Genomic DNA, 18801 nt, shown 5'->3' with positions numbered 1-18801 from the left:
ACATTATCCATTCACTTGAAAAATGTCTAGCATTGCAGGGATCGAGCAACCCGTCCCGAACGAGGAGGCAGGCCGGATGACCATGGAGGCGGCACGTGAGCGGCAGCGGGTGGAGTGGGCGCTGTGCGCCTCGGCCTGGCGGCGCCACCGCACCAGCTTCACCGAGCCCGGCCGGGAGATCACCGAGCGGATGCTGCGCCTGGCCGCGCCCCGGGCCGGTCAGCGCGTACTGGACCTGGCCTGCGGGGTCGGCAACCCGGCCTTCGACCTCGCCCGGCTGGTCGGGCCCGAGGGCCGCGTCCTCGGCCTGGACCTCAGCGGGCCGATGGTGGCGGAGGCGCGCACGCTGGCGGCCGAACTCGGCGCGGCCAACGTCGAGTTCCGCACGATCCCCGGCGAGCATGAGCTGGGCGTCCCCGCGGGCGGCTTCGACGTCGCGACCTGCCGGGCCGGGCTCCAGTACATGCCCGACAGGCGGGGCGCCGTGCGCGCGGTGCTGGCCGCGCTGCGGCCCGGTGGCCGCTTCGTCGCGATGACGCTCGGCTCCGCCGAGCGCTGCATGCCGTTCCAGCTCACCAACGGAATCGTGTCCCGGCACGTACCGCTGCCCACCGGCGGGGACGACGGCGACGGGCCCGTGGCGCTGTCGTCGCCGGCGGACCTCGCCGGCCTCCTCACCGGCGCGGGCTTCACCGGCGTGCGCACCGAGGTGTTCGAGGCGCCCATCTTCGAGGCCCCGGATCCGGCCGCCGCGTGGGCACTGTTCACCGAGACGGCCGGGCCCTTCATCCAGTTGCTGTCGTCGCTGCCGGACGAGACGCGGCGGGCGATCGATGAGGACGCCGAGCGGACCTTCGCCAAGGCGTTCCCGGACGGCCCTGTCCGCCCCACCGGCGAGATCCTCCTGGTCAGCGGAGACAAGCCGGAGTGACCGCCACAGGCGGCCGGACCGCCCACGGTCTGGTGAGCCTGGTCCGGTGTGCGCCCGATCTGGCGGGCCCGGGCCGGGGCACCGCGTGGTGCCCCGGCCCGGGCCGCCGTCAGGGTTTGCGGCCGACCGCGGCGTAGGCCATGACCCGCGCCTTCGGCATGCCCGGCTCGTCGCCCGGCTCGGGGCGCCACTGCGGCAGGAAGACCACGCCCGGGTCGACCGTCTCGAACCCCGCGAGGAAGCCCGCGACCTCCTGGCGGGTCCGCATGTAGGCGGCGCTCTGCCGGTCCTGCGACAGGTCGGTCATTGATTTGACGTGCTGCGGGATGGCCTCGTCGGTCCCGTGCGACAGGACCAGGCGGCTGCCCGGGGCCATGATGTCGCGGTAGCGCGCGACCAGGCCCAGCGGGTCGCCGGAGTCGGGCACGTAGTGCAGGACGCCGAGCATCAGCACCGCGATCGGCTCGCTCCAGTCGAGCAGCCGGGCGGCCTCGGGCGTGGACAGCAGCCCGTCCTGGTCGAGCAGGTCGCCCCGCACCATCGCCGTCCGGTCGTGGCCGGCCAGGATGTCGCGGCCGTAGGCGACCGCGGTCGGGTCCACGTCGGCGTACAGCACCCGGGAGCCCGCCCGCGTCCGCTCCGCGATCTCGTGGACGGTGCCGACGGTCGGGATGCCCGATCCGATGTCGAGGAACTGCCTGATCCCGGCCTCGGCGCAGTACCGGACCGCCCGGCCCAGGAAGCCGCGGTTCAGCCGGGCCACCACCGGCGCCTCGGGCACGGTCTCGATCATCTTGCGGGCGAACTCCCGGTCGACCGGGTAGTTGTGGTCGCCGCCCAGGTAGTAGTCGTAGACGCGGGCCACGCTGGCCCGTTCCGCGGTCGCCGGTTCGGATGTCGGGTGGTCCATGTGCGCGCTCCAGGCCGGAGGGACGGGGGGTGCGGAGAGCGGCGGCGCCCGGCGTCAGCCGAGGGCCGCGGCCCGGTCCTGGAAGAACTCGTCGGCCCGGTACTGGTCGGCGCAGAAGTGGGTGCCGGAGACGATCCGGCCGCCGGCGAACCTCCAGACGACGCACCACTCCATCTCGTAGTCGACGCCCTCCTCCACGCTCCAGGTGCGCTGGCCCTCGATGACGGCGCCGTCGTTCACGCCCGAGACGTACTGTTCGCCGCGCACCTTGTACTTGCCCATCTCGTCGAAGAAGGCGACGACCTCCTTGACGCCCTTCTTGGTGCCGCTGAGCGGGTTGCGCCCGGGGAAGTGCCACTGCACGTCCTCGGCCACGACCTTGCCGAGGGCCTCGAGGTCGTGGTCGCCGTAGGCGGCGAAGAACCGGTCGATGATCTCCAGGTTGGGGTGTGACATGCGGGTACCTCCTTGGCTCGGCCGCGGCGGGACGTGCTCCGCGCCGCGGGGTCGGTGGCGTCGCGCGGGTCAGCGCTCCTTGTTGTACAGCCGTACGGTGAGCGACCCGAAGACGACGATGAGCACGGCATAGGCCAGGAAGGCCGTGCCGATCTGCGTCGCGGTGACCGAGCCGCTCATCAGGCCGCGCACCGCCGTCACCGTGCGGGTGACGGGGTTGACGTTGACGACGGCCTGGAGCCAGCCCGGCATGCTGCGCGTCGAGACGAAGATGTTGCTGCAGAACAGCAGGGGGAACACCCCGAGCCCGCTCAGGGTCATGATCGTCTGCGGCTGGTGCACCACCAGGCCGAGCGCCGTCCAGACCCAGGCCAGGCTGAAGGCGAAGACCTGGATCAGCGCCAGCGCGGCGACGACGCCGACGAACCCGCCGTGCGGGCGGAAGCCGAGCGCCAGGCCGAGCAGGACGGCCACGGTCGAGGCCATCAGGTAGCGGACGGTGTCGCTGAGCAGCTCGCCGACCAGGACCGACGGCCGCCAGATCGACATCGAGCGGAACCGGTCGTTGACGCCCTTGGAGATGTCGGTGTTCAGCGCCACCCCGGTGCTCATGCTGATCATCACCACCGTCAGCACCACGATGCCGGGCAGCAGGAACTGCACGTAGTCGTGGGTGGAGCCGGCGATCGCGCCACCGAACAGGAAGGTGAACACCAGCGTCACCATGACCGGGAACGCGATGGCGTCGAAGAGCTGCTGGGGGTCGTGCCTGACCTTCAGCAGGGCCCGCCTGCAGAAGGTCAGCGAGGCCGCGACGGCGCCCGGCCGGGGCGGTCGCGGGCCCGCGTCGAGAGCGGCGCGGAGCGCCTCGTCGACGGAGGGCCGGTCGGCGCCGCCGCCGTTCAGCGTGGTGGTGGCCGGGGTGCTCTGGCTCATGCCGCGTCCTCCTCGCCGGTGGCGACGGCGTCGTCGGCGCGGTGCCCCGTCAGCGCGAGGAAGACCTCGTCGAGGCTCGGCGGGCCGAAGGTGTAGTCGATGAGCGCGACGCCGGAGCGGGCCAGCTCGGCCAGCGCCCGCGCGACGCGCTCGCCGCCGTCGGAGCCCGTGTCGACGGGGACGCCCGCGGTCAGGGTTGCCGGGTCGGAGCCGGTGTGCACGGCGACGCCGAGGGTCTCGCCCAGCGCCCGGACGGCGTCGGGGCGCCGCCCGGGGTCGGCCAGGCGCACGTGCACCGCGCTGGAACCGACCGACGCCTTGAGCTCGGCGGCGGTGCCGTCGGCGATGATCTTCCCTCGGTCGATCACGGCGATCTGGTCGGCCAGCTCGTCGGCCTCGTCGAGGCGCTGGGTGGTGAGCAGCACGGTGGTGCCGGCCGCGACGATCGCGCGGACGATGTCCCAGACGTGGTTGCGGCTGTGCGGGTCGAGGCCGGCGGTCGGCTCGTCGAGGAAGAGCAGGTCGGGCGGGACGATGATGCTCGCGGCGATGTCGAGCCGGCGGCGCATGCCCCCCGAGTACTTCTTGGCGGGCCGCCCCGCCGCCTCGGTCAGGTCGAAGGCCGCCAGCAGCTCCTCGGCGCGGCTGCGCGCCCGCGCCCGCGGGTGGCCGAGCAGCCGGGCCAGCATGACGAGGTTCTCCGCGCCGCTGAGATCGTCGTCGACGGAGGCGAACTGGCCGGTCAGGCTCACCCGGCCGCGCACGCTGTCGGCCTCGCGCACCACGTCGTGCCCGAAGACGCGGGCCTGGCCGGCGCTCGGGCGCAGCAGCGTGGCGAGCATCCGGATCGTGGTGGTCTTGCCGGCGCCGTTCGGCCCGAGGAAGCCGTGCACCGAGCCGGCGCGCACCGCGAGGTCGACGCCGTCGACCGCGCGGGTCTCACCGAAGACCTTGACCAGGCCCGACGTCTCGATGGCGAGATCGGTGCGGGAATCCAAGCCGTCCTCCCGGTGGACGTGGACGAGCGGGCGCGGCGGCCGGGTTCGCGCTGTGCTCCGGCGACTCGGCGGACGCGTCCTTGGCTATCTGAAAAGATAGTAGCAACAGCGATGCGTGCCCGCATCCGGCGCACCGTAAAGGTGATCGGGGGCCTTAAAAATAACGCCTTCGCGGTGGAGTGATAAGCCGGTCAAGTCGGCAAATGTTCCTCATTGACTTGAATAATGATTAGTGTACTCTCGCTGGGAGTTTCGGTATCCGGGAAGGATGGCCAGGCCATGCGCGTGCTGTTCGCCGCCACTCCGCCGCTCAGCAAGGTGTTCGCGCTGGCGCCGCTCGCGTGGGCCTTCCGGGCGGCCGGCCACGAGGTCCTGATGACCTTCTCCGAGCAGACCGGGAAGGCCGCCGGGACCGGGCTCCAGATCATCGACGCCGCGCCCGGCACCAGCGGAAACGAACTGCTGGCGGAGATCTTCACGGCCCGGCCGGAGCTGGTCCGGCGATGGCTGGAACCGTTGGGCGACGACCCGTCGCCGCTCGCCCCCGGGGTGGCCGTGCTCAACCGGCCGTTCGTGCAGCGGACCGTCGAGCTGGCCGAACAGTGGCGCCCCGATCTGGTGGTGTTCGAACAATCGGCCCCTTATGGCCTGATCGCCGCCGCCCGGATCGGAGTGCCCGCCGTCCAGCGCAATCTCGGCACCATCCGAACGGGCGGTCTGCACGCGGCGACCGCGGCGCAGCTGACCGATGTGCTCGACCGCTATGACATCGCCGCTTTGCCCGATCCCGCGATGACCTTGGAATTCGTCCCGCCGAGCATGCTGCCCTTTCCCGAGCCCGAGGGCGCGTACATGCGCTACGTCCCTTACACGGGCGGCGTCGTCGTGGGGGAGCGGCTGCCCGAGCCGGCGGGCCGCCCGCGCGTGGTGATCACGATGGGCGGCATCCGGCCCGGGATGCACGGGCTCGGCCCGCTGGAGGCGACGGTCGCCGCCGCGGGGCGGACCGGCGCCGACTTCCTGCTGGCGCTGGGCGACGCCGATCCGGCTCCGCTGGGCGAGCTGCCGCCGAACGTCGTGCCGATCGGCTGGACCCCGCTCGACCTGCTGCTGCCGACCTGCGCGGCGGTCGTGCACCACGGCGGCGGCGGCACCGCCATGGCGGCCGTCGAGGCGGGCGTGCCGCAGCTCGTCGCGCTCGATCCCCGCTATCTCGGCCACAAGACCCTGGCCCCGGCGGTGGAGAAGGGTGGCGTGGGGTTGGTGACCCTCCAGGACGAGGTGACCGCCGCGACCCTGGAGCGGCTGCTCACCGACGAGAGCCTGCGGAAGGCGACCGCCGACGTCCGCGCGGAGTCGGCCGCGCTGCCCTCTCCGGCGGCCATGGTCCCGAGGCTGCTCGACCTCGCGCTCTCCGGATGAGCACGCCGGGCGGCGCCGGCCGCCCGGTCCGATCGCGGGAAGGGAGATCCGGGCGATGTGCGAGCGCTCGCTTCGGTTCGGAGTCGTCGGCTGCGCCGACGTGGCCTGGCGCCATGTGCTGCCCGCCCTGGCCGAGTGCCTGTCCGCGCGGCTCGTGGCCGTCGCCAGCAGGACCGAGGCGCGGGCCCGCCGGTTCGCCGACCGGTTCGGGGGCGAGGCGGTGGTCGGTTACGAGCGGCTGCTCGGCCGCGGCGACATCGACGCAGTGTACATTCCGCTGCCGACCGGAATGCACGCCGAGTGGACGGGCCGCGCGCTAGAGGCGGGCAAGCACGTCCTGGTGGAGAAGACCCTGGCGACGAGCGTGCGGGAGGCCGACGAACTGGTGGCCCTGGCTGGGAGCCATGATCTCCGGCTGATGGAGAACCGCATGTTCGTCCACCATCCGCAGCACGAGACCGTCCGCCGGCTGATGTCCGAGGGGGTCATCGGCGAGCTGAGGGTGTTCACCGCGGCGATGGCCATTCCGCCCCGGCCCGCCGACGACATCCGCTATGCCCCCGAGCTGGGCGGGGGCGCGCTGATGGACGTCGGCTTCTATCCGATCCACGCCGCGATGGCCTATCTCGGCGCACCGCTCGAGGTGGCGGGCGCGGTCCTGCACCATGATGCGGCCCGGGGCGTCGAGATCGGCGGCGACGTCCTACTGCGCGGCTCGGACGGCGCCGCGGCCCATCTCACCTTTGGCTTCCAGCACTTCTACCGGTCCCGCTACGAGCTGTGGGGCGGCCGAGGCCGCATCATCGTCGATCGCGCGTTCACGCCGCCGAAGACCTGGCAGCCGGTCGTCCGCATCGAGCGGCAGGACCGGGAGGAGACCCTCACCCTCCGGCCGAGCAACCACTACCTCAACACCCTCGAGGTCTTCGTCGCCTCGGTGCGGGGCGGCGGAGGGGACGCGGGGGCGCTGGAGGCCAGTGTGCGGGGCGTGGCGCTGATGGAGTCCGTCCGCGCGATCACTTCAGGGGACCTGACACCGCGGTGACCGTCCCCTCGGGCAGCCACCCCCAGTCCCCGTGCGCGTGGCCGCCGCCCCCTGGTGTCGGAAACCGGACCACCGATGCGGCGTACAGGCGTGTCTCGTCGGCGGGCGCGGACCCTCTCGCGGCGAGCCAGCCGTCATATCCGGCGCTTGTGGGCGGCTCGCCGGGGAACCGCTCCGCCAGCGCGGTCGCGTAGCGCAGCGGCAGCTCGTCACGGGGGGAGAAGCGCAGCGGGAGAAGCTGCCCGGCCGGGATGGTGAGCAGCGGAGCGGCGAGGAGCCACGGCGCGAGGTAGGCGCCCGCGCCCGGCAGCCGGCCCTTCGCGACGTCGCGCAGCCGGGTGTGAGCGGTGGACCAGCCGGAGACGACGACGATCGGCTGCTCCGGCCGGGGCCGGTCCGCCACGGTGATCCCCGCGGCGCCGCTCACCGCCCGGACGGCCCGCGCCGCCGCCGCCGAACGGGGCGAGGAGTCGCCGATCAGGGTGATGGAGCGGGCCCGGCGCGCCGCGATGAAGCGCACGGTGGCACACAGCGCTGCCGCGTCCCGGGCGTCGAGCCCGTCGGCCGGGCAGGCCCGCAGGGGCTCGGCGCGGCCCGCGGCCAGGCCGCCGAGGGCGGCGCTCGCGCATTCGGGGCCGTCGTTCCAGGTGATGCCGGACGCGGTCGTGCGGCCGGTGTCGACGGGCTGGGAGGAGACTCGGCCGCCTTGCCGTATCCACAGCCGGCCCGGTCCGTCCGGCAGCCGCACCATCGCCCATCGTCCGTTCGCCCCGGGGACGGGCACGGCGGCCCGGAGACGGGCGCGGTCGGTCCCCACCTCGGCGGCGGCGCCCACGTGGACGAGGTTCCAGCCGGGGCGGTGCGGGACGACGAGGACCGGCCCGCGGTCGCCCGTGGCGGCGGCCAGCAGCGGCACGCCGGGTTCGACCGGCCCGGACCGCGTGATCGCGGTGACCGTCACGGTCGCGATCAGCGTCGCGGCCGTCGCCAGCCCGAACGCGAAAGCCCACCGCGCGCGGTCCAGCGTGAGGGCGGCCAGCAGCGCCGGGACCGCGAGCGGGATCGCGATGAGGGGGCGGTGCACGGCCATGAGGGTGCACGTGACGGTCACGGCGGCGGCGACCGTGACGGCGCGCGAGACCGTCCGGGACGGGACGCCCGCGAACGGGCGCAGCAGGGCCCCGGCGGCGACGACGCACGCCCCGAGCAGCGCGGCGCCGTCGAGGAGCGACTGGGCGGCCATCACACGAGGTGGACGTCGGGAACGTACAGGATCCACCGGCCGCCGGCCGCGTGGAACGCCTGCTCCTTCATCATGATCTCCTGGGCGTGGTTCCAGGCGAACAGCACGGCGTAGTCGGGGTAGGGGTCGGAGAAGGCGGCGGGCGGACGCACCGGCAGGTGCGATCCGGGCGTCAGCCTGCCCTGCTTCTCCGGGGTGGAGTCGCAGACGAACGGGACCAGGCCGGGGCCGATGCCGCAGTAGTTCAGCACCGTGGCGCTCTTGGCGGTGGCGCCGTACCCGACCACCCGCCGGCCGTCCGCGCGCAGCGTGCGCAGCAGCGTGAGGAGATCGTCCCGGATGCGCCGGGCGGCGGTCGCCAGCCCGCGGAAGGCGGGGCCGCTGGTGCGGCCGAGCGCGTCCTCGCGGGCCAGCAGCGCCGCGACCGCGGGCGCGGGCGGGCGCCGGCCGGCGCGCGCCACCGTGCAGCGGATCTCGCCGCCGTGGACGGGTAGCCGCTCGACGTCGACCAGCTCGAACCCGAAGCGCCGCGCCGTGGCCCGCACGGAGCGGACGGTGAAGAAGTAGAAGTGCTCGTCGATGATTTGGTCGAAGGCCGAGCGGTCCAGGATGTCGCCCAGGTAGGGGTCCTCGAAGACGAACAGGCCGTCCGGCGCGAGCAGCCGGTCCACGCCGCGGAAGACCGAGCCGAGGTAGGGGATGTGGCTGATGGTGTTGGCCGAGTAGATGAGGTCGGCGGGCCCTTCGGCGGCGCGGATCGAGGCCGCCGAGGACTCCTCGAAGAAGTCGGTCCGGACGCGCAGGCCGTTCCGGGCGGCCACCGCTGCCGCCCGGCCGGACGGGTCGACGCCGAGGCTCCGGACGCCCGCCGTGTCGATCGCCGCGAGCATGGCGCCGTCGTTGCACCCGATCTCGACGACGAACGGGTCCGGGCCGGCCCGGACCCCGTCCAGCAGGGTGCGGGCGGTGCGTTCGAAGTGCTCGCGCATCCGGTCCGAGCGCGACGAGCGGTACGGGTAGTCGTGGTGGAACATGCGCTCCCTGGGGACCGCCTCGACGAGCTGCACCATCGTGCACGACTCGCACGCCCCGACGCCGAGCCGGAAGAAGAACTCGCCGTCCGGGCCGGGCGGGGCCGTCGGGTCGATGAACGCGTCCGACAGCGGCTGGCGGCCGAGGTCGAGCGTCTCGCGCACCGGGCCATCGCAGATACGGCATCTCTTCATCGATGACAGTCCTCGTGGCTGGGGGGCGGGCTCCCGGGCGGGGCGGACGGCCGCGCTCATGCGACCGCCGTGTCCCCGGTCAGGCTGAACAGGCAGGTGACCAGGCTGCGCGCCTGGACGTTGACGTAGTGGCCGCGGCGCAGGAGCGCGGCGAGCTGGCGCAGGGTCAGCCAGCGGTAGCCGGGGCGCTCCCACCGGCCGCCCGGTTCCGTCTCGACGATGAGATAGCGGCCTCGCGCGTGGTAGAGACGTCCGCCCTCCTCGGACAGGCGGGCCGTGAACCTGATCTGGTCGGGCCCCGCCCGCAGCACCTCGTCCAGGAAGGCGGGACGGGCGGACGGGGGCAGGTGGCCGTGGTTCTCCGGCGTGCACTGCACGGTCGGCGCCAGCTCGACGCCGTTGATGGAGCCGGGTTCGGCGAGCGCGTGGACGAGCGCGTGCAACACGCCGTCGATGCGGGTGACGACGAACGCGACGACGGCCGTCCCGTGCGGGCGGAGCATCGGCTGCGCCCACCGGCCCACCTCCCGGCCGGCGGCCTCGACCTCCACCCCGATCACGTCGAAGAACAGCCCGCTCTCGTGCGTGACGGCGTCGTCGCCGGAGTGCCAGTGCCGCAGCCCGTCCAGCGGCGCCCGCCGGGTGCGGACGGCGGTGCGGGCGCGGGTCTCGGCGATCCAGCGCAGGATCTCGGCGTCCCCGTGCAGCGCGCGCCCGGCCGCGTCGCACGACCGCGTGAGGGCGGCCCGGAACCCGTCGCCGCGCGCTCCGAACGCCGCCCGGACGTCCGGGCCGGCGAACGGCAGGCAGGACAGCACCGAGCGCAGGTCCATGTTGACCAGGTCGTCGCGGGTGAGGAGCCGGTGCAGCTGCCCCACCGTCATCCAGCGGAAGCCCGGCGCCGCCTCGACGTCGCCGGCGACCTCGACCACCATGTTGCGGTTGCGCTTGCGCAGGAACCAGGCCGCGTGCTCGGACTGGCACACGTCGGCGATCACGTGATGGCGGGAGACGTCCAGGAAGTACCCGAGGTAGGGGACGTGCAGCCCGCGGTGCACCCGGGTGTAGTTGCTGTACGTCGCCTGGACGGTCGGGGCGAGCTGGAGCCCGTCGAGGTTGCCCGGCTCGACCTTGGCCTGGGCCAGGCAGTGCAGGACGCCGCCGAACTCCTTGACCAGGACGCCGAGGATCCCGACCTCCGGCTGGTCGATGATCGGCTGGCTCCAGTGCGGCACCGGCCCGAGCGGATGGTCCACCTCCAGCCCGCGGACCGTGAAGAAGCCGCCGCTGCGGTGGCCGAGGTCGCCGGTGCCGGGATCGCGGGTCCAGGCCGCCAGCCCGCTCAGCGGGACCCGCGTCACCTCCATGTGGGTCCGGAGCGCGGCCTGGTCGAGCCACGCCTGGACGCCGTCCGGCCCGGCGGCCCGTCCGTTCCCGGAGTCCCGGCCCGCTCCGCCGTCCCGGCACAGCGCGGACCGGGCGATCCGGAGCGGGGCCGGGCGGGCCGTCATGAGACGGCGGCGATCGTCATGAGGCGGCGGCGAGGTCCGCCGACAGCGTCGCGGGGAGCAGCGGCTCGTCGAGCAGCCTGCGGTAGCGCTCGGTGACGGACTGCCCGGCGGGACGGGCGGCCAGCCACGCGCCCACCAGCCGTGCCCCCTCGATGTAGGTGACGGTGTAGGCGCGCCAGAGGGGATCGGTCAGGAACCGGACCATGTGCCGGGCCCGTTCCTCGCTGACGAGCATCCACCGCTGGAGGTAGGCGACGACGACGTCGGGGTCGGTGCCGCGGTCGTGCAGCAGGATGGCCGCGTCCTGGCGGGCCGCCAGCAGCCGCGCCGTCAGCGGCAGCAGGCGCTCGGCGAGGCCGCCGTCCATGCGGGCGCCGATCCCGGTGAGGATCCCGGCCGTCCACGGGCCCCAGCCCTCGCCCATCACCGCGGTCAGGGCCAGCTCGGCCGTGCCCTCGGCCATCAGGCACTGCGGGGTGTTGACCAGCGAGATCACCTGCTCGCCGTGGCCTCCGGCACGGACCAGTCCGGCCTCCTTGGCGCAGTGCTCGGTGTGGTGGCCCGGGTAGCACTCGTGGGTCGCCAGGTGGGGCAGCGCCGACATGCCGTGCCCCGCGTCCGCGTTGATCGTCACCAGGGAGCGGAACCCGCCGGTGTAGCGGTTGAAGGCGTTCCACGGCTTGTCGCCGACCACCTCGTACTCGACGGTCTCGTCCGCCGGAAGACCGAACCGCGCGCCGACCAGGTCGCGCAGCCCGCCCGACAGGGCGCGCAGCGCCGGGCCCAGCAGCTCCGGTGGCAGCCGGTCGCGGTCGTGGTGGGCCATCAGCCGGGCGCGCAGGTCCCCCGGTCCCGGCAGCAGCGCGGCGATCTGATCGTGGACCTCCGCGTAGCGGCCGGTGTCGGCGAGCCCGATCTCCACGTTGAAGTACGCCTCGACCTCGTCCAGGAAGGTCGTCCCGGCACCGGCCAGCCGGTTCGCCGAGCACTCCAGGGCCCGCACCTGCGCGCGCAGGAACCGCCGGCGGTCCTCGGCGAGGCCGCTGTCGTCCAGCGCGCGCAGCAGCCCGGACGCGTCGCGGGCCAAGGCGGCCGGGTCGGGCGCCGGCTCGGCGGCGACCCGCCGGGCCAGCGCCGGATCGCCGAACCAGCAGTCCACGAACCCGTCGACGAGCCGGCCCAGCCGCAGCCCGAGCAGCAGGTAGTCGCGCACCACGGGCTCGTCCGGCGTGCGGGTCACCGGGTGGCCATCTCGTCCGTCAGCTTGATCATCGCGTCGACCGCGCCGTCGATCTCCTCGGGGCTGTTGTAGAGGTGCGGGGCGAGGCGGATCGCGTAGCGCTCGGAGGACGCGCCGCGCACGGGGAAGAAGGTGAAGCGCAGGTTCACCCCGTACTCGCTCTCCATCCGCTCCTCGAACTCCATGAACTTGGCCGGGTCGACCGCGTCGGCCGGGTCGGCGAACGGCTGGAAGGCGACCATCCCCGAGTGCAGCCGCCGGTCGTTCAGCGGGCTGAACAGCGACTCCGCCCCCCAGCGGTCGACGACGCGCTCCTTGAGCCGGTCGCACAGCCCGTGCACGTAGCGCTGGACGTTGTCCCTGCCGATGTGCTCCCAGATCTCGGCGGCGGCCTGGAGCGCGGGCCCGCGGGACAGGTCGGCCGAGCCGGTCTTCTGGAGGAAGGTGCCGATGTCGTAGGTCGGCTCGCGGCCCGTCGCCCGGGGCGGCAGCTCGCCCTCGATCGGGTACCACAGCGAGATCACCGGCCAGAACGCCGGCAGCGGCAGCGGGTTGTGCTCGGGCAGCACCTTGTTGCGCGCGTACACGATCCCGGTGCCCATCGGGCCGCACTGGTACTTCGCGCCCGATCCGCTGAGGAAGTCGACGCCCAGCTCGTGCAGGTCCATGTCGAACTGTCCTGGCAGGTGGGCGCCGTCGACGACGCTGATCAGGCCGTGCCGGTGCGCCAGCTCGGCGAGCGCCCTGGTCGGCATGGTGGTGCCGACGGTGAAGGTGACCGCCGCCCACTCGATCACCTTGGTGCGGGGCGTGATCGCCGCCTCGAACATCTCGACGATCTCCTCGGCCGACTGGTCGGGGCCGAGCCGCGGCGTCAGCTTCTTCACCACCACTCCGCGGCGGTTGTGCAGCACGTTGAGCGGGGCCTGCATCGTGTAGCACTCGTGCGTGGTCGTGATGACCTCGTCGCCCTCGGCCAGCTCCAGCCCGTTCAGGATCCGGGCGTTGCCGTCGGTCGCGCCCTGGACGATCGCGATCTCGTCGGGGTCGCAGCCGTAGCAGCGCGCCAGCACGGCCCGCGGCTCGCTGAAGGTGGTCGGCGGGTAGGGGTCGCGGGGGTAGCGTGCGTACTCGGCGTCGGCCGTCCGCAGCATCTCCAGCACGGGACGCGGCGTCGACCCCAGCGTTCCGACGTTCAGGTGCACGAGCTCGGGGTCCAGGGGGAACAGCGCGCGCAGCGCCCGCCAGTTCGACGGGTCCTCCAGGGGGCCGGACGGGACGTGCGCGGCCCATTCCGCCGGGGGCCGGGGACCGGAGCCGGTGGACGCCGCCTCGGCCTCGGTGCGCCGGCGCGCCATCTCGACGATCGCCGAGTCTGTTCCGCTGCTGTCCATGACACCCTCCGTTCAGGGGGCAGGAGGACGAATTCAGCCTCACTCTAAGAAGTCACTTTAAAAAAGTCTAGTGTTGTCATGGGTGCCCGGACCGGAGGTCACCGGCCGCTGACGGCCGACACGGTGAAGTCGCCGACGCGCAGCGGCGGCATGGCCGCCCGGGTGAGCCCGTCGTCCCATTCGCGGGGGAGGGCGCGTTCGGTGCGTCCGGTCTCGACGGTCCGCTGGAGCACTCCGAGCGGGCTCTCGTTGAACCTGAAGTCGCGCGTCGCCCCGACGATCTCGCCGTTCTCCACCAGGTACACGCCGTCCCGGGTGAGGCCGGTGAGCGTCAGCGACCGCGGGTCGACCTCTCGGAGGTACCACAGGGACGTCAGCAGCAGCCCGCGTTCGGTGCCGGCCACCATCTCGGCGAGAGTGCGCCCGCCCGGCCCGCCGTCCAGCCGCAGGTTGTCGACCCGGGGCGTGGCGGGCAGGCCGGTCAGGCGGGCGGTGTGCCGGGTCTGCACCAGGGCGGTCAGGACCCCGTCGGCGATCCAGTTCGTCGGGTGCAGCGGCAGGCCGTTGTCGAAGACCGAGGACGTGTCGCCGGAGGACCGGGCGATGACGAACGGCGCGCACTCCAGCCCGGCGGCGCCGGGGTCGCTGCTCAGCGTCAGGCCCGCCGGGGCGACCCGCTCGCCGATCCGCAGGCCGCCGCCGTGAGCGCCGCCATCGCCGCTGAAGGGCGACCGTCCGTCGAGCGCGTCCTTGGCGCCCGCCGCGTCGTAGAGGTGCTGCATCAGGTCGGCGACGCACGAGGGCGAGAGCAGCACCTCGTAGCGGCCGGGCCGCAGGTCGGCGCGGCGGCGGGCCCAGCCGAGCCGCGTCCGCAGCCGCAGGTCCATCGCCGCGAGGTCGGCGCGCGGAGGCTCGTCCGGAGCGCGGTCGCTCAGGCTCATGCCCGTCCAGGACGTCGCGTCGCCGTCTTCGGCCCGTGCGGTCAGATCGACCAGGCCGGTCGGCTGGACATGGCACAGCCGCAACCCGGAGGTGGTAGCCAGGTAGCTGGAGAGGAGCCCGTGCTCGGCGTACCCGTAGAGAAGGCGGCCCTCCGCCCGCGCCTGCCCGATCGCCGTCCGCAGGCCGTCGGCCAGGATGCCGAGGCCCTCGGCCGGTGGCGTGGCCGGAGGCGCCGACCAGTCCTGCGAGCCCTGCCCGCCGCCGGCCGGCGGCAGCGGGCAGGCGTCCTCGGCGGAGCCGCCCTGACGCGCCGCGTACTCGGCGGCGCGGACCAGGCCGGTCAGCACATCGCCGTCCGCCCCGCCGGTGCCGTTGGGCCCGTCCACACCGTGCCGGGTCACCACCCCCGTGGCCGTGCCACCACGCCCGTCCGCCAGCGCGATGACGGTCACCCGGTGGTCGCGGACGTGCCCTGCGGCGGTCACGGTGTTGCCGGCCCAGCGCAGGTGCGAGCCGTCCGACTCGTCGACGATCACGGCGCACCCGTCGGCCCGGCTCGCCGCCAGCGCCCGCTCCGCGATCTCCTGGGGCGTGCCCGCCCGCACCGCGCGCCCGCCGCTCACAGCGCGGCCTCCTGCGAGGCGTTGAGGACGCGGACGTCGCGGAACAGGGCGGCGGGGGAGCCGTGGCTGGCCGCCGCCGCCTGCACCGGCTGCCCTTTGCCGCACAGGTCCGCGCCGAACTCCCGGTAGTCGGCCGGGCCGCCGAGCGCGTACAGCGACGCCCAGAAGTCGGTGCTGTCGCCCTGGTAGGCGACGTCGCGGATCTGGCCGGTCAGCCGCCCGTGCCTGATCCGGTGGCAGCGCTGCGCGGTGAACTGGAAGTTCTGGCGCCGGGTGTCGATCGACCAGCTTCCCGATCCGACGACGTAGATGCCCGCGGAGACGCCGCTGATCAGATCCGCCGTGGACGGGCCGCCGGGCGCGGGCCGCAGGGAGACGTTGGGCATCCGCTGGAGCGGCTCGCGCGACCCCGACTCGGCGAACGCGCAGCCGGTGGAGCGTTCGGCCCCGACGATCCGCGCGTTCCGCCGGTCGGTCTGGAACCCCGTCAGCACACCACCGGTCACCAGGTCCCAGGACTGCGCCGCGACGCCCTCGTCGTCGAACCCGACCGTGGCCAGGCCGTGCTCGGCGATGCGGTCGGCGGTGACGTTCATCAGCCCGGACCCGTACCGCAGCGAGCCGAGCCGGTCCGGTGCGGCGAACGTGGTGCCCGCGTAGCCCAGCTCGTGCCCGAGGGCGCGGTCGAGCTCGGTCGCGTGGCCCACGGTCTCGTGGATGGTCAGCCACAGGTTCGACGGATCGATCACCAGGTCGTGGCGGCCCGGCTCGGCCGCCGCGGCGCGCAGCTTCGCGCCGAGGTGCGCGGGCATCCCGGCGACCTCGTCGTCCCAGTCCCATCCCTCGCCCGTGAGGTACTCCAAGCCGCGGGCCGTCGGCGGCCCCAGGGTGCGGAGGGTCTCGGCCCGCCCGGTCCGCGGGTCCACCCCCAGCGCCAGCAGCTGGGGATGGATCCGGACGCGCTGCTGGACGGCCGTCGTGCCGGCGAGGTCGGCGTAGAAGGTGTTCTCCTGGGTGACCTTGACCTTCGCGTGCACGTGGACGACGTCGGGCGCGGCCATGAGCCGCCGGCTCCACTCGGCCAGCGGCGCCGCCCACTCCGACTGGGGAAGGTCGAAGGGGTTGATCCGATGGCTGGACGACCACGCGGCCCCGGGGTAGACCGGCTCGTCCGCGGGCTCTCCGAGGTCGCCGCCGAGGGCGGCGCAGGCGCGGGCGACCGCCACCGCGCGCTCGGTGACCTGCGCGGCGGCCTCGGGGGTCGGCTCGGTGGTGGCCGCGAACCCGCGGGTCCCGCCGCACACCACGGACACGGCGAGGCCGGTGTGCGTGGTGTCGTGGCTCCCGGCCGTGACGCCGTCCCGCAGGAGCGCACCGCCCGCGCGGACCCGTCCCACGCGGACGGAGGCGTGCTTGGCGCCCAGCCGGGCGGCCCGGTCGAGCGCGGCGTCGGCGATCGCGTGCAGCGGCAGGCTCTCGAACGCCGCGTCCAGCTCCGTCATCGGCCACCTCCGGTGGCGGCGGCGCCGGGGGGACGGCCGCCGGACTGTGTTCGGACCGTACAGACCAGAACTATATTTATCTCAAGCCAGTGCGGCCAGTAGTGTTGACAGCCCTCCGGCGCCGCGGATAGTCATGGAGCCCATGGTGAACCCGTTGACGGTGCCCGGACTCTCGTCCCGGCCATGGCGCGTGCAGGTGGAACGGTCGATGAGGGCGACGCCGCAGGCCCTCTACACCGAATGGACAGAACGATTCGACCAGTGGTTCGCGGCCCCCGGAACACTCTCGATGATCGCCGCCGTGAACGCCCCTTTCTTCTTCCAGGTCGAAGCGGACGGCGAGCTCCACTCCCACTACGGTCGTTTTCTCAAGCTGGACCCCGCCCGGCTCATCGAGCTGACCTGGATCACCGGGGCCGGCGGCACCGATGGCGCCGAGACGGTCGTCACGATCGACCTCACCCCGGCCGGGAGCGGGTCCGCGCTGCGCCTGACGCACGCCGGATTCTCCGACCAGGCCGCGCGCGACCGGCACGACGAGGCATGGCCGCAGGTACTGGCCAACCTCGACGAGCACACCGCGGCGGGCTGACCCGCAGCACGGCGGAGGGCGGGCGGTGCCCGCCTTCTCGCGCCGTGTCCAGGAGTGACCGCGGTGCCCCAGTTGCCTCCCGTTCGGAATACACTTGTCAAGTGAACACGGGAGGTTCGGTCGTGGCCAAGCAACAGCGTCGCAATTACGGCCAGTACTGCGGTCTCGCCAGCGCGCTCGACGTCATCGGCGAGCGCTGGACGCTGCTGATCATTCGCGAGCTGCTCACCGGCCCGTGCCGCTACAACGAACTCCAGGCCAACCTGCCCGGCATCGGCACCAACCTCCTGGCCGACCGGCTCCGGTTCCTGGTGGAGACCGGGCTCATCCGGCAGCGCCTGATGAGCCCGGAGTCGAAGATCAAGATGTACGAGCTGACCGAGCAGGGCGAGGGGCTGCGCGAGGCGGTCCTCTCCGTGGCGCGCTGGGGCCTCGGCCTGCTCCAGGCACCGGCCGCCGAGGACGTCGTCCGGCCCCGGTGGGCGGTGCTCGCGGTCGAGGCGATGGTCGACCTCGGGGCCGTGGTGCAGGACGAGCAGTACGAGTTCCGGATCGACGACGAGGTGTTCCACATCGCGATCGAGGGCGGCCGGGTCGCGGTGCGGCACGGCAAGCCCGACTTCGACCCCGCGCTGCTGGTCACGACCGACGCGGTGACCTTCGTCGAGATCGGGGCCGGCCGGCTCAACCCCCTCGAGGCCACGCTCACCCGGCGGCTGGTCATGGAGGGCGACGACGACGCGGTGCTGCGCTGCTCGCGCCTGCTCGGCCTGGTCCGCTGAACCGTCCGGGGGCCCTGACCGCCCCCTTGACTCCGGGTTTCCCCGGTGCTCTACTCCCAATCGGACAGCGCGGACGGCACCCCGTTCGAAGCCGTCCTCCGGTACCCGGCCCGGCGCCCCGGCGGGCGGATCGCGCGCGCCGTCACGGCCCGGCCGGCCACGTTCGACCGGTGGGCGGCCCGGTGGAGGCCATCGCGCGCACCGCCACCGCTCGAAGGGACGGGCAGGGACATCGTGGGCCTGCATCAGCCAAGTCGCCGGACGACTCGCCAGGACCGCGCCAACCTCAGCGCGGGCTCGCTCGGCTCCTTCGGATTCGCCGTGGAGGCCGCCATCGGGCGGCGGCCCATGCGCTACCTGATCGGCCGCCGGTTCACCGGTGACACCGCTCTCACCTGCCTGTTCGTGACCCAGCCCGAGACCCTGGCGGGCACTCACGTGCGCATCAGCGAGGACCGGAGACGGGGCGCCTGCGAGGTGCAGACCTACGTGCCGACGATGAGGTGCTCGCTGCGCCTGGCCGAGCGCTACCTGTTCGGCTGCCTGCCGCTCACCGAGGTCGGCTACCTCGACCTCATGGCCTGGCGCTATCCGGGCCTCGGGAGCACCCCCGAGGACCGCGACTCCGACCTGTCCTGGAGCGGCTGGCCGGGGGCCGAGGCGTACTGCTTCCTCGGACCGGCCTCCACGCCGGGGCTGACCGTCACCGAGGCGGTCGATCCGGCGAGCGGCATCGTCGTCGCCCGCGCCGTCGACCGGCGCCGGGAGCCCGAGCGGCGCTGGGAGGTGGTGGAGCTCGGCGATCCGAGCGTGACGGGCCTGCCGAGGCTCATCCGGGCCGGACGTCCCGGCAGGGGGTCTCCCGACGCAGGGTGTGCCCGCGCGGGGGGCTCCGGCGGGGAGCGTCCCGGCGCGGAGCGGTGGACCGACTTCCGCCGGGTCGGCGAGCCGGCGGCCGTCCCCGCGGCCGACTTCGACGGCGGGCCGCAGCGGCTGCGGGAGGCGCTCGAGCACCGGTTCCCCGCCAGGCCCGACGGGCCCGCGTGAC

17 protein-coding genes are annotated in these 18801 nt (G+C 73.7%); 6 read left to right on the top strand and 11 right to left on the bottom strand.

From position 1 onward, the window contains the following. Positions 1 to 22: 22 nt before the first annotated feature. Positions 23 to 931 carry a methyltransferase domain-containing protein gene (locus OHA34_RS04070; protein WP_329520748.1) on the top strand — a complete coding sequence of 303 codons (909 nt, stop codon included), beginning with the start codon at positions 23 to 25 and terminating at the stop codon, positions 929 to 931. 109 nt (positions 932 to 1040) lie between these two features. On the opposite strand, the gene OHA34_RS04065 is transcribed toward OHA34_RS04070, so the two are convergent. From OHA34_RS04065 to OHA34_RS04050, 4 genes are all read right to left on the bottom strand, one after another. Further along, the gene (locus OHA34_RS04065) at positions 1041 to 1841 is read right to left on the bottom strand and encodes an SAM-dependent methyltransferase (protein ID WP_285943278.1); all 801 of its coding nucleotides are present in this window, start codon (positions 1839 to 1841) and stop codon (positions 1041 to 1043) included. Between the two features lie 54 nt (positions 1842 to 1895). Continuing rightward, complete coding sequence (locus OHA34_RS04060; RefSeq protein WP_285943280.1) at positions 1896 to 2297, bottom strand: nuclear transport factor 2 family protein; 402 nt, start codon at positions 2295 to 2297, stop codon at positions 1896 to 1898. A gap of 69 nt (positions 2298 to 2366) precedes the next feature. Next, positions 2367 to 3233, bottom strand: a complete 867-nt coding sequence (locus tag OHA34_RS04055; protein WP_329520747.1) for an ABC transporter permease — start codon at positions 3231 to 3233, stop codon at positions 2367 to 2369. Beyond that, a complete protein-coding gene (locus OHA34_RS04050; protein WP_329520746.1) occupies positions 3230 to 4231 on the bottom strand; it encodes an ATP-binding cassette domain-containing protein in 1002 nt (333 codons plus the stop codon). Before OHA34_RS04050 ends, OHA34_RS04055 begins: the two co-directional genes overlap by 4 nt. Positions 4232 to 4510: 279 nt before the next feature. Here OHA34_RS04050 and OHA34_RS04045 point away from each other — a divergent pair, with 279 nt between their 5' ends. Next, a complete protein-coding gene (locus tag OHA34_RS04045) occupies positions 4511 to 5653 on the top strand; it encodes a nucleotide disphospho-sugar-binding domain-containing protein (RefSeq protein WP_329520745.1) in 1143 nt (380 codons plus the stop codon). 55 nt (positions 5654 to 5708) lie between these two features. Beyond that, positions 5709 to 6698, top strand: coding sequence for a Gfo/Idh/MocA family protein (locus tag OHA34_RS04040; protein ID WP_329520744.1), 990 nt, complete (start codon positions 5709 to 5711; stop codon positions 6696 to 6698). On the opposite strand, the gene OHA34_RS04035 is transcribed toward OHA34_RS04040, so the two are convergent. The 7 genes from OHA34_RS04035 to OHA34_RS04005 form a co-directional block, all read right to left on the bottom strand. Further along, complete coding sequence (locus OHA34_RS04035) at positions 6670 to 7941, bottom strand: hypothetical protein (protein ID WP_329520743.1); 1272 nt, start codon at positions 7939 to 7941, stop codon at positions 6670 to 6672. The genes OHA34_RS04040 and OHA34_RS04035 overlap by 29 nt on opposite strands. Then, the gene (locus OHA34_RS04030) at positions 7941 to 9167 is read right to left on the bottom strand and encodes a class I SAM-dependent methyltransferase (RefSeq protein ID WP_329520742.1); all 1227 of its coding nucleotides are present in this window, start codon (positions 9165 to 9167) and stop codon (positions 7941 to 7943) included. Before OHA34_RS04030 ends, OHA34_RS04035 begins: the two co-directional genes overlap by 1 nt. A 56-nt stretch (positions 9168 to 9223) precedes the next feature. Then, positions 9224 to 10678, bottom strand: a complete 1455-nt coding sequence (locus OHA34_RS04025; RefSeq protein ID WP_329520741.1) for an NDP-hexose 2,3-dehydratase family protein — start codon at positions 10676 to 10678, stop codon at positions 9224 to 9226. A gap of 16 nt (positions 10679 to 10694) precedes the next feature. Then, positions 10695 to 11918 carry a DUF885 domain-containing protein gene (locus tag OHA34_RS04020; RefSeq protein WP_329520740.1) on the bottom strand — a complete coding sequence of 408 codons (1224 nt, stop codon included), beginning with the start codon at positions 11916 to 11918 and terminating at the stop codon, positions 10695 to 10697. Further along, positions 11915 to 13312 carry an aminotransferase class V-fold PLP-dependent enzyme gene (locus tag OHA34_RS04015; protein WP_329520739.1) on the bottom strand — a complete coding sequence of 466 codons (1398 nt, stop codon included), beginning with the start codon at positions 13310 to 13312 and terminating at the stop codon, positions 11915 to 11917. The genes OHA34_RS04020 and OHA34_RS04015 overlap by 4 nt, the downstream gene beginning before the upstream one ends. Positions 13313 to 13410: 98 nt before the next feature. Then, a complete protein-coding gene (locus tag OHA34_RS04010) occupies positions 13411 to 14877 on the bottom strand; it encodes a metallopeptidase TldD-related protein (RefSeq protein WP_329520738.1) in 1467 nt (488 codons plus the stop codon). Then, entirely contained in the window at positions 14874 to 16379 is a 1506-nt protein-coding gene (locus OHA34_RS04005) for a TldD/PmbA family protein (RefSeq protein WP_285943292.1), read from the bottom strand. Before OHA34_RS04005 ends, OHA34_RS04010 begins: the two co-directional genes overlap by 4 nt. A gap of 208 nt (positions 16380 to 16587) precedes the next feature. Here OHA34_RS04005 and OHA34_RS04000 point away from each other — a divergent pair, with 208 nt between their 5' ends. From OHA34_RS04000 to OHA34_RS03990, 3 genes are all read left to right on the top strand, one after another. Continuing rightward, positions 16588 to 16971, top strand: coding sequence for an SRPBCC family protein (locus tag OHA34_RS04000; protein WP_329520737.1), 384 nt, complete (start codon positions 16588 to 16590; stop codon positions 16969 to 16971). 101 nt (positions 16972 to 17072) lie between these two features. Then, on the top strand, positions 17073 to 17753 hold the full coding sequence (locus OHA34_RS03995) for a winged helix-turn-helix transcriptional regulator (protein ID WP_285943294.1): 681 nt from the start codon (positions 17073 to 17075) through the stop codon (positions 17751 to 17753). 234 nt (positions 17754 to 17987) lie between these two features. Further along, positions 17988 to 18800, top strand: coding sequence for a hypothetical protein (locus tag OHA34_RS03990; protein WP_329520736.1), 813 nt, complete (start codon positions 17988 to 17990; stop codon positions 18798 to 18800). The last annotated feature ends 1 nt before the right edge of the window (position 18801 follow it).

The organism is Spirillospora sp. NBC_01491 (assembly GCF_036227065.1).
Taxonomy (GTDB): domain Bacteria; phylum Actinomycetota; class Actinomycetes; order Streptosporangiales; family Streptosporangiaceae; genus Spirillospora; species Spirillospora xylanilytica.
Note: the sequence above shows the minus strand (reverse complement) of the source record. Positions and strands in the feature narration are given on the sequence as shown.

Bases quoted from the DNA above. Each gene is read 5' to 3' on its own strand.
- OHA34_RS04070 (WP_329520748.1), top strand. From the start codon at position 23: ATGTCTAGCATTGCAGGGATCGAGCAACCCGTCCCGAACGAGGAGGCA.
- OHA34_RS04065 (WP_285943278.1), bottom strand. From the start codon at position 1,841: ATGGACCACCCGACATCCGAACCGGCGACCGCGGAACGGGCCAGCGTG.
- OHA34_RS04060 (WP_285943280.1), bottom strand. From the start codon at position 2,297: ATGTCACACCCCAACCTGGAGATCATCGACCGGTTCTTCGCCGCCTAC.
- OHA34_RS04055 (WP_329520747.1), bottom strand. From the start codon at position 3,233: ATGAGCCAGAGCACCCCGGCCACCACCACGCTGAACGGCGGCGGCGCC.
- OHA34_RS04045 (WP_329520745.1), top strand. From the start codon at position 4,511: ATGCGCGTGCTGTTCGCCGCCACTCCGCCGCTCAGCAAGGTGTTCGCG.
- OHA34_RS04040 (WP_329520744.1), top strand. From the start codon at position 5,709: ATGTGCGAGCGCTCGCTTCGGTTCGGAGTCGTCGGCTGCGCCGACGTG.
- OHA34_RS04035 (WP_329520743.1), bottom strand. From the start codon at position 7,941: ATGGCCGCCCAGTCGCTCCTCGACGGCGCCGCGCTGCTCGGGGCGTGC.
- OHA34_RS04030 (WP_329520742.1), bottom strand. From the start codon at position 9,167: ATGAAGAGATGCCGTATCTGCGATGGCCCGGTGCGCGAGACGCTCGAC.
- OHA34_RS04025 (WP_329520741.1), bottom strand. From the start codon at position 10,678: ATGACGGCCCGCCCGGCCCCGCTCCGGATCGCCCGGTCCGCGCTGTGC.
- OHA34_RS04015 (WP_329520739.1), bottom strand. From the start codon at position 13,312: ATGGACAGCAGCGGAACAGACTCGGCGATCGTCGAGATGGCGCGCCGG.
- OHA34_RS04005 (WP_285943292.1), bottom strand. From the start codon at position 16,379: ATGACGGAGCTGGACGCGGCGTTCGAGAGCCTGCCGCTGCACGCGATC.
- OHA34_RS04000 (WP_329520737.1), top strand. From the start codon at position 16,588: ATGAGGGCGACGCCGCAGGCCCTCTACACCGAATGGACAGAACGATTC.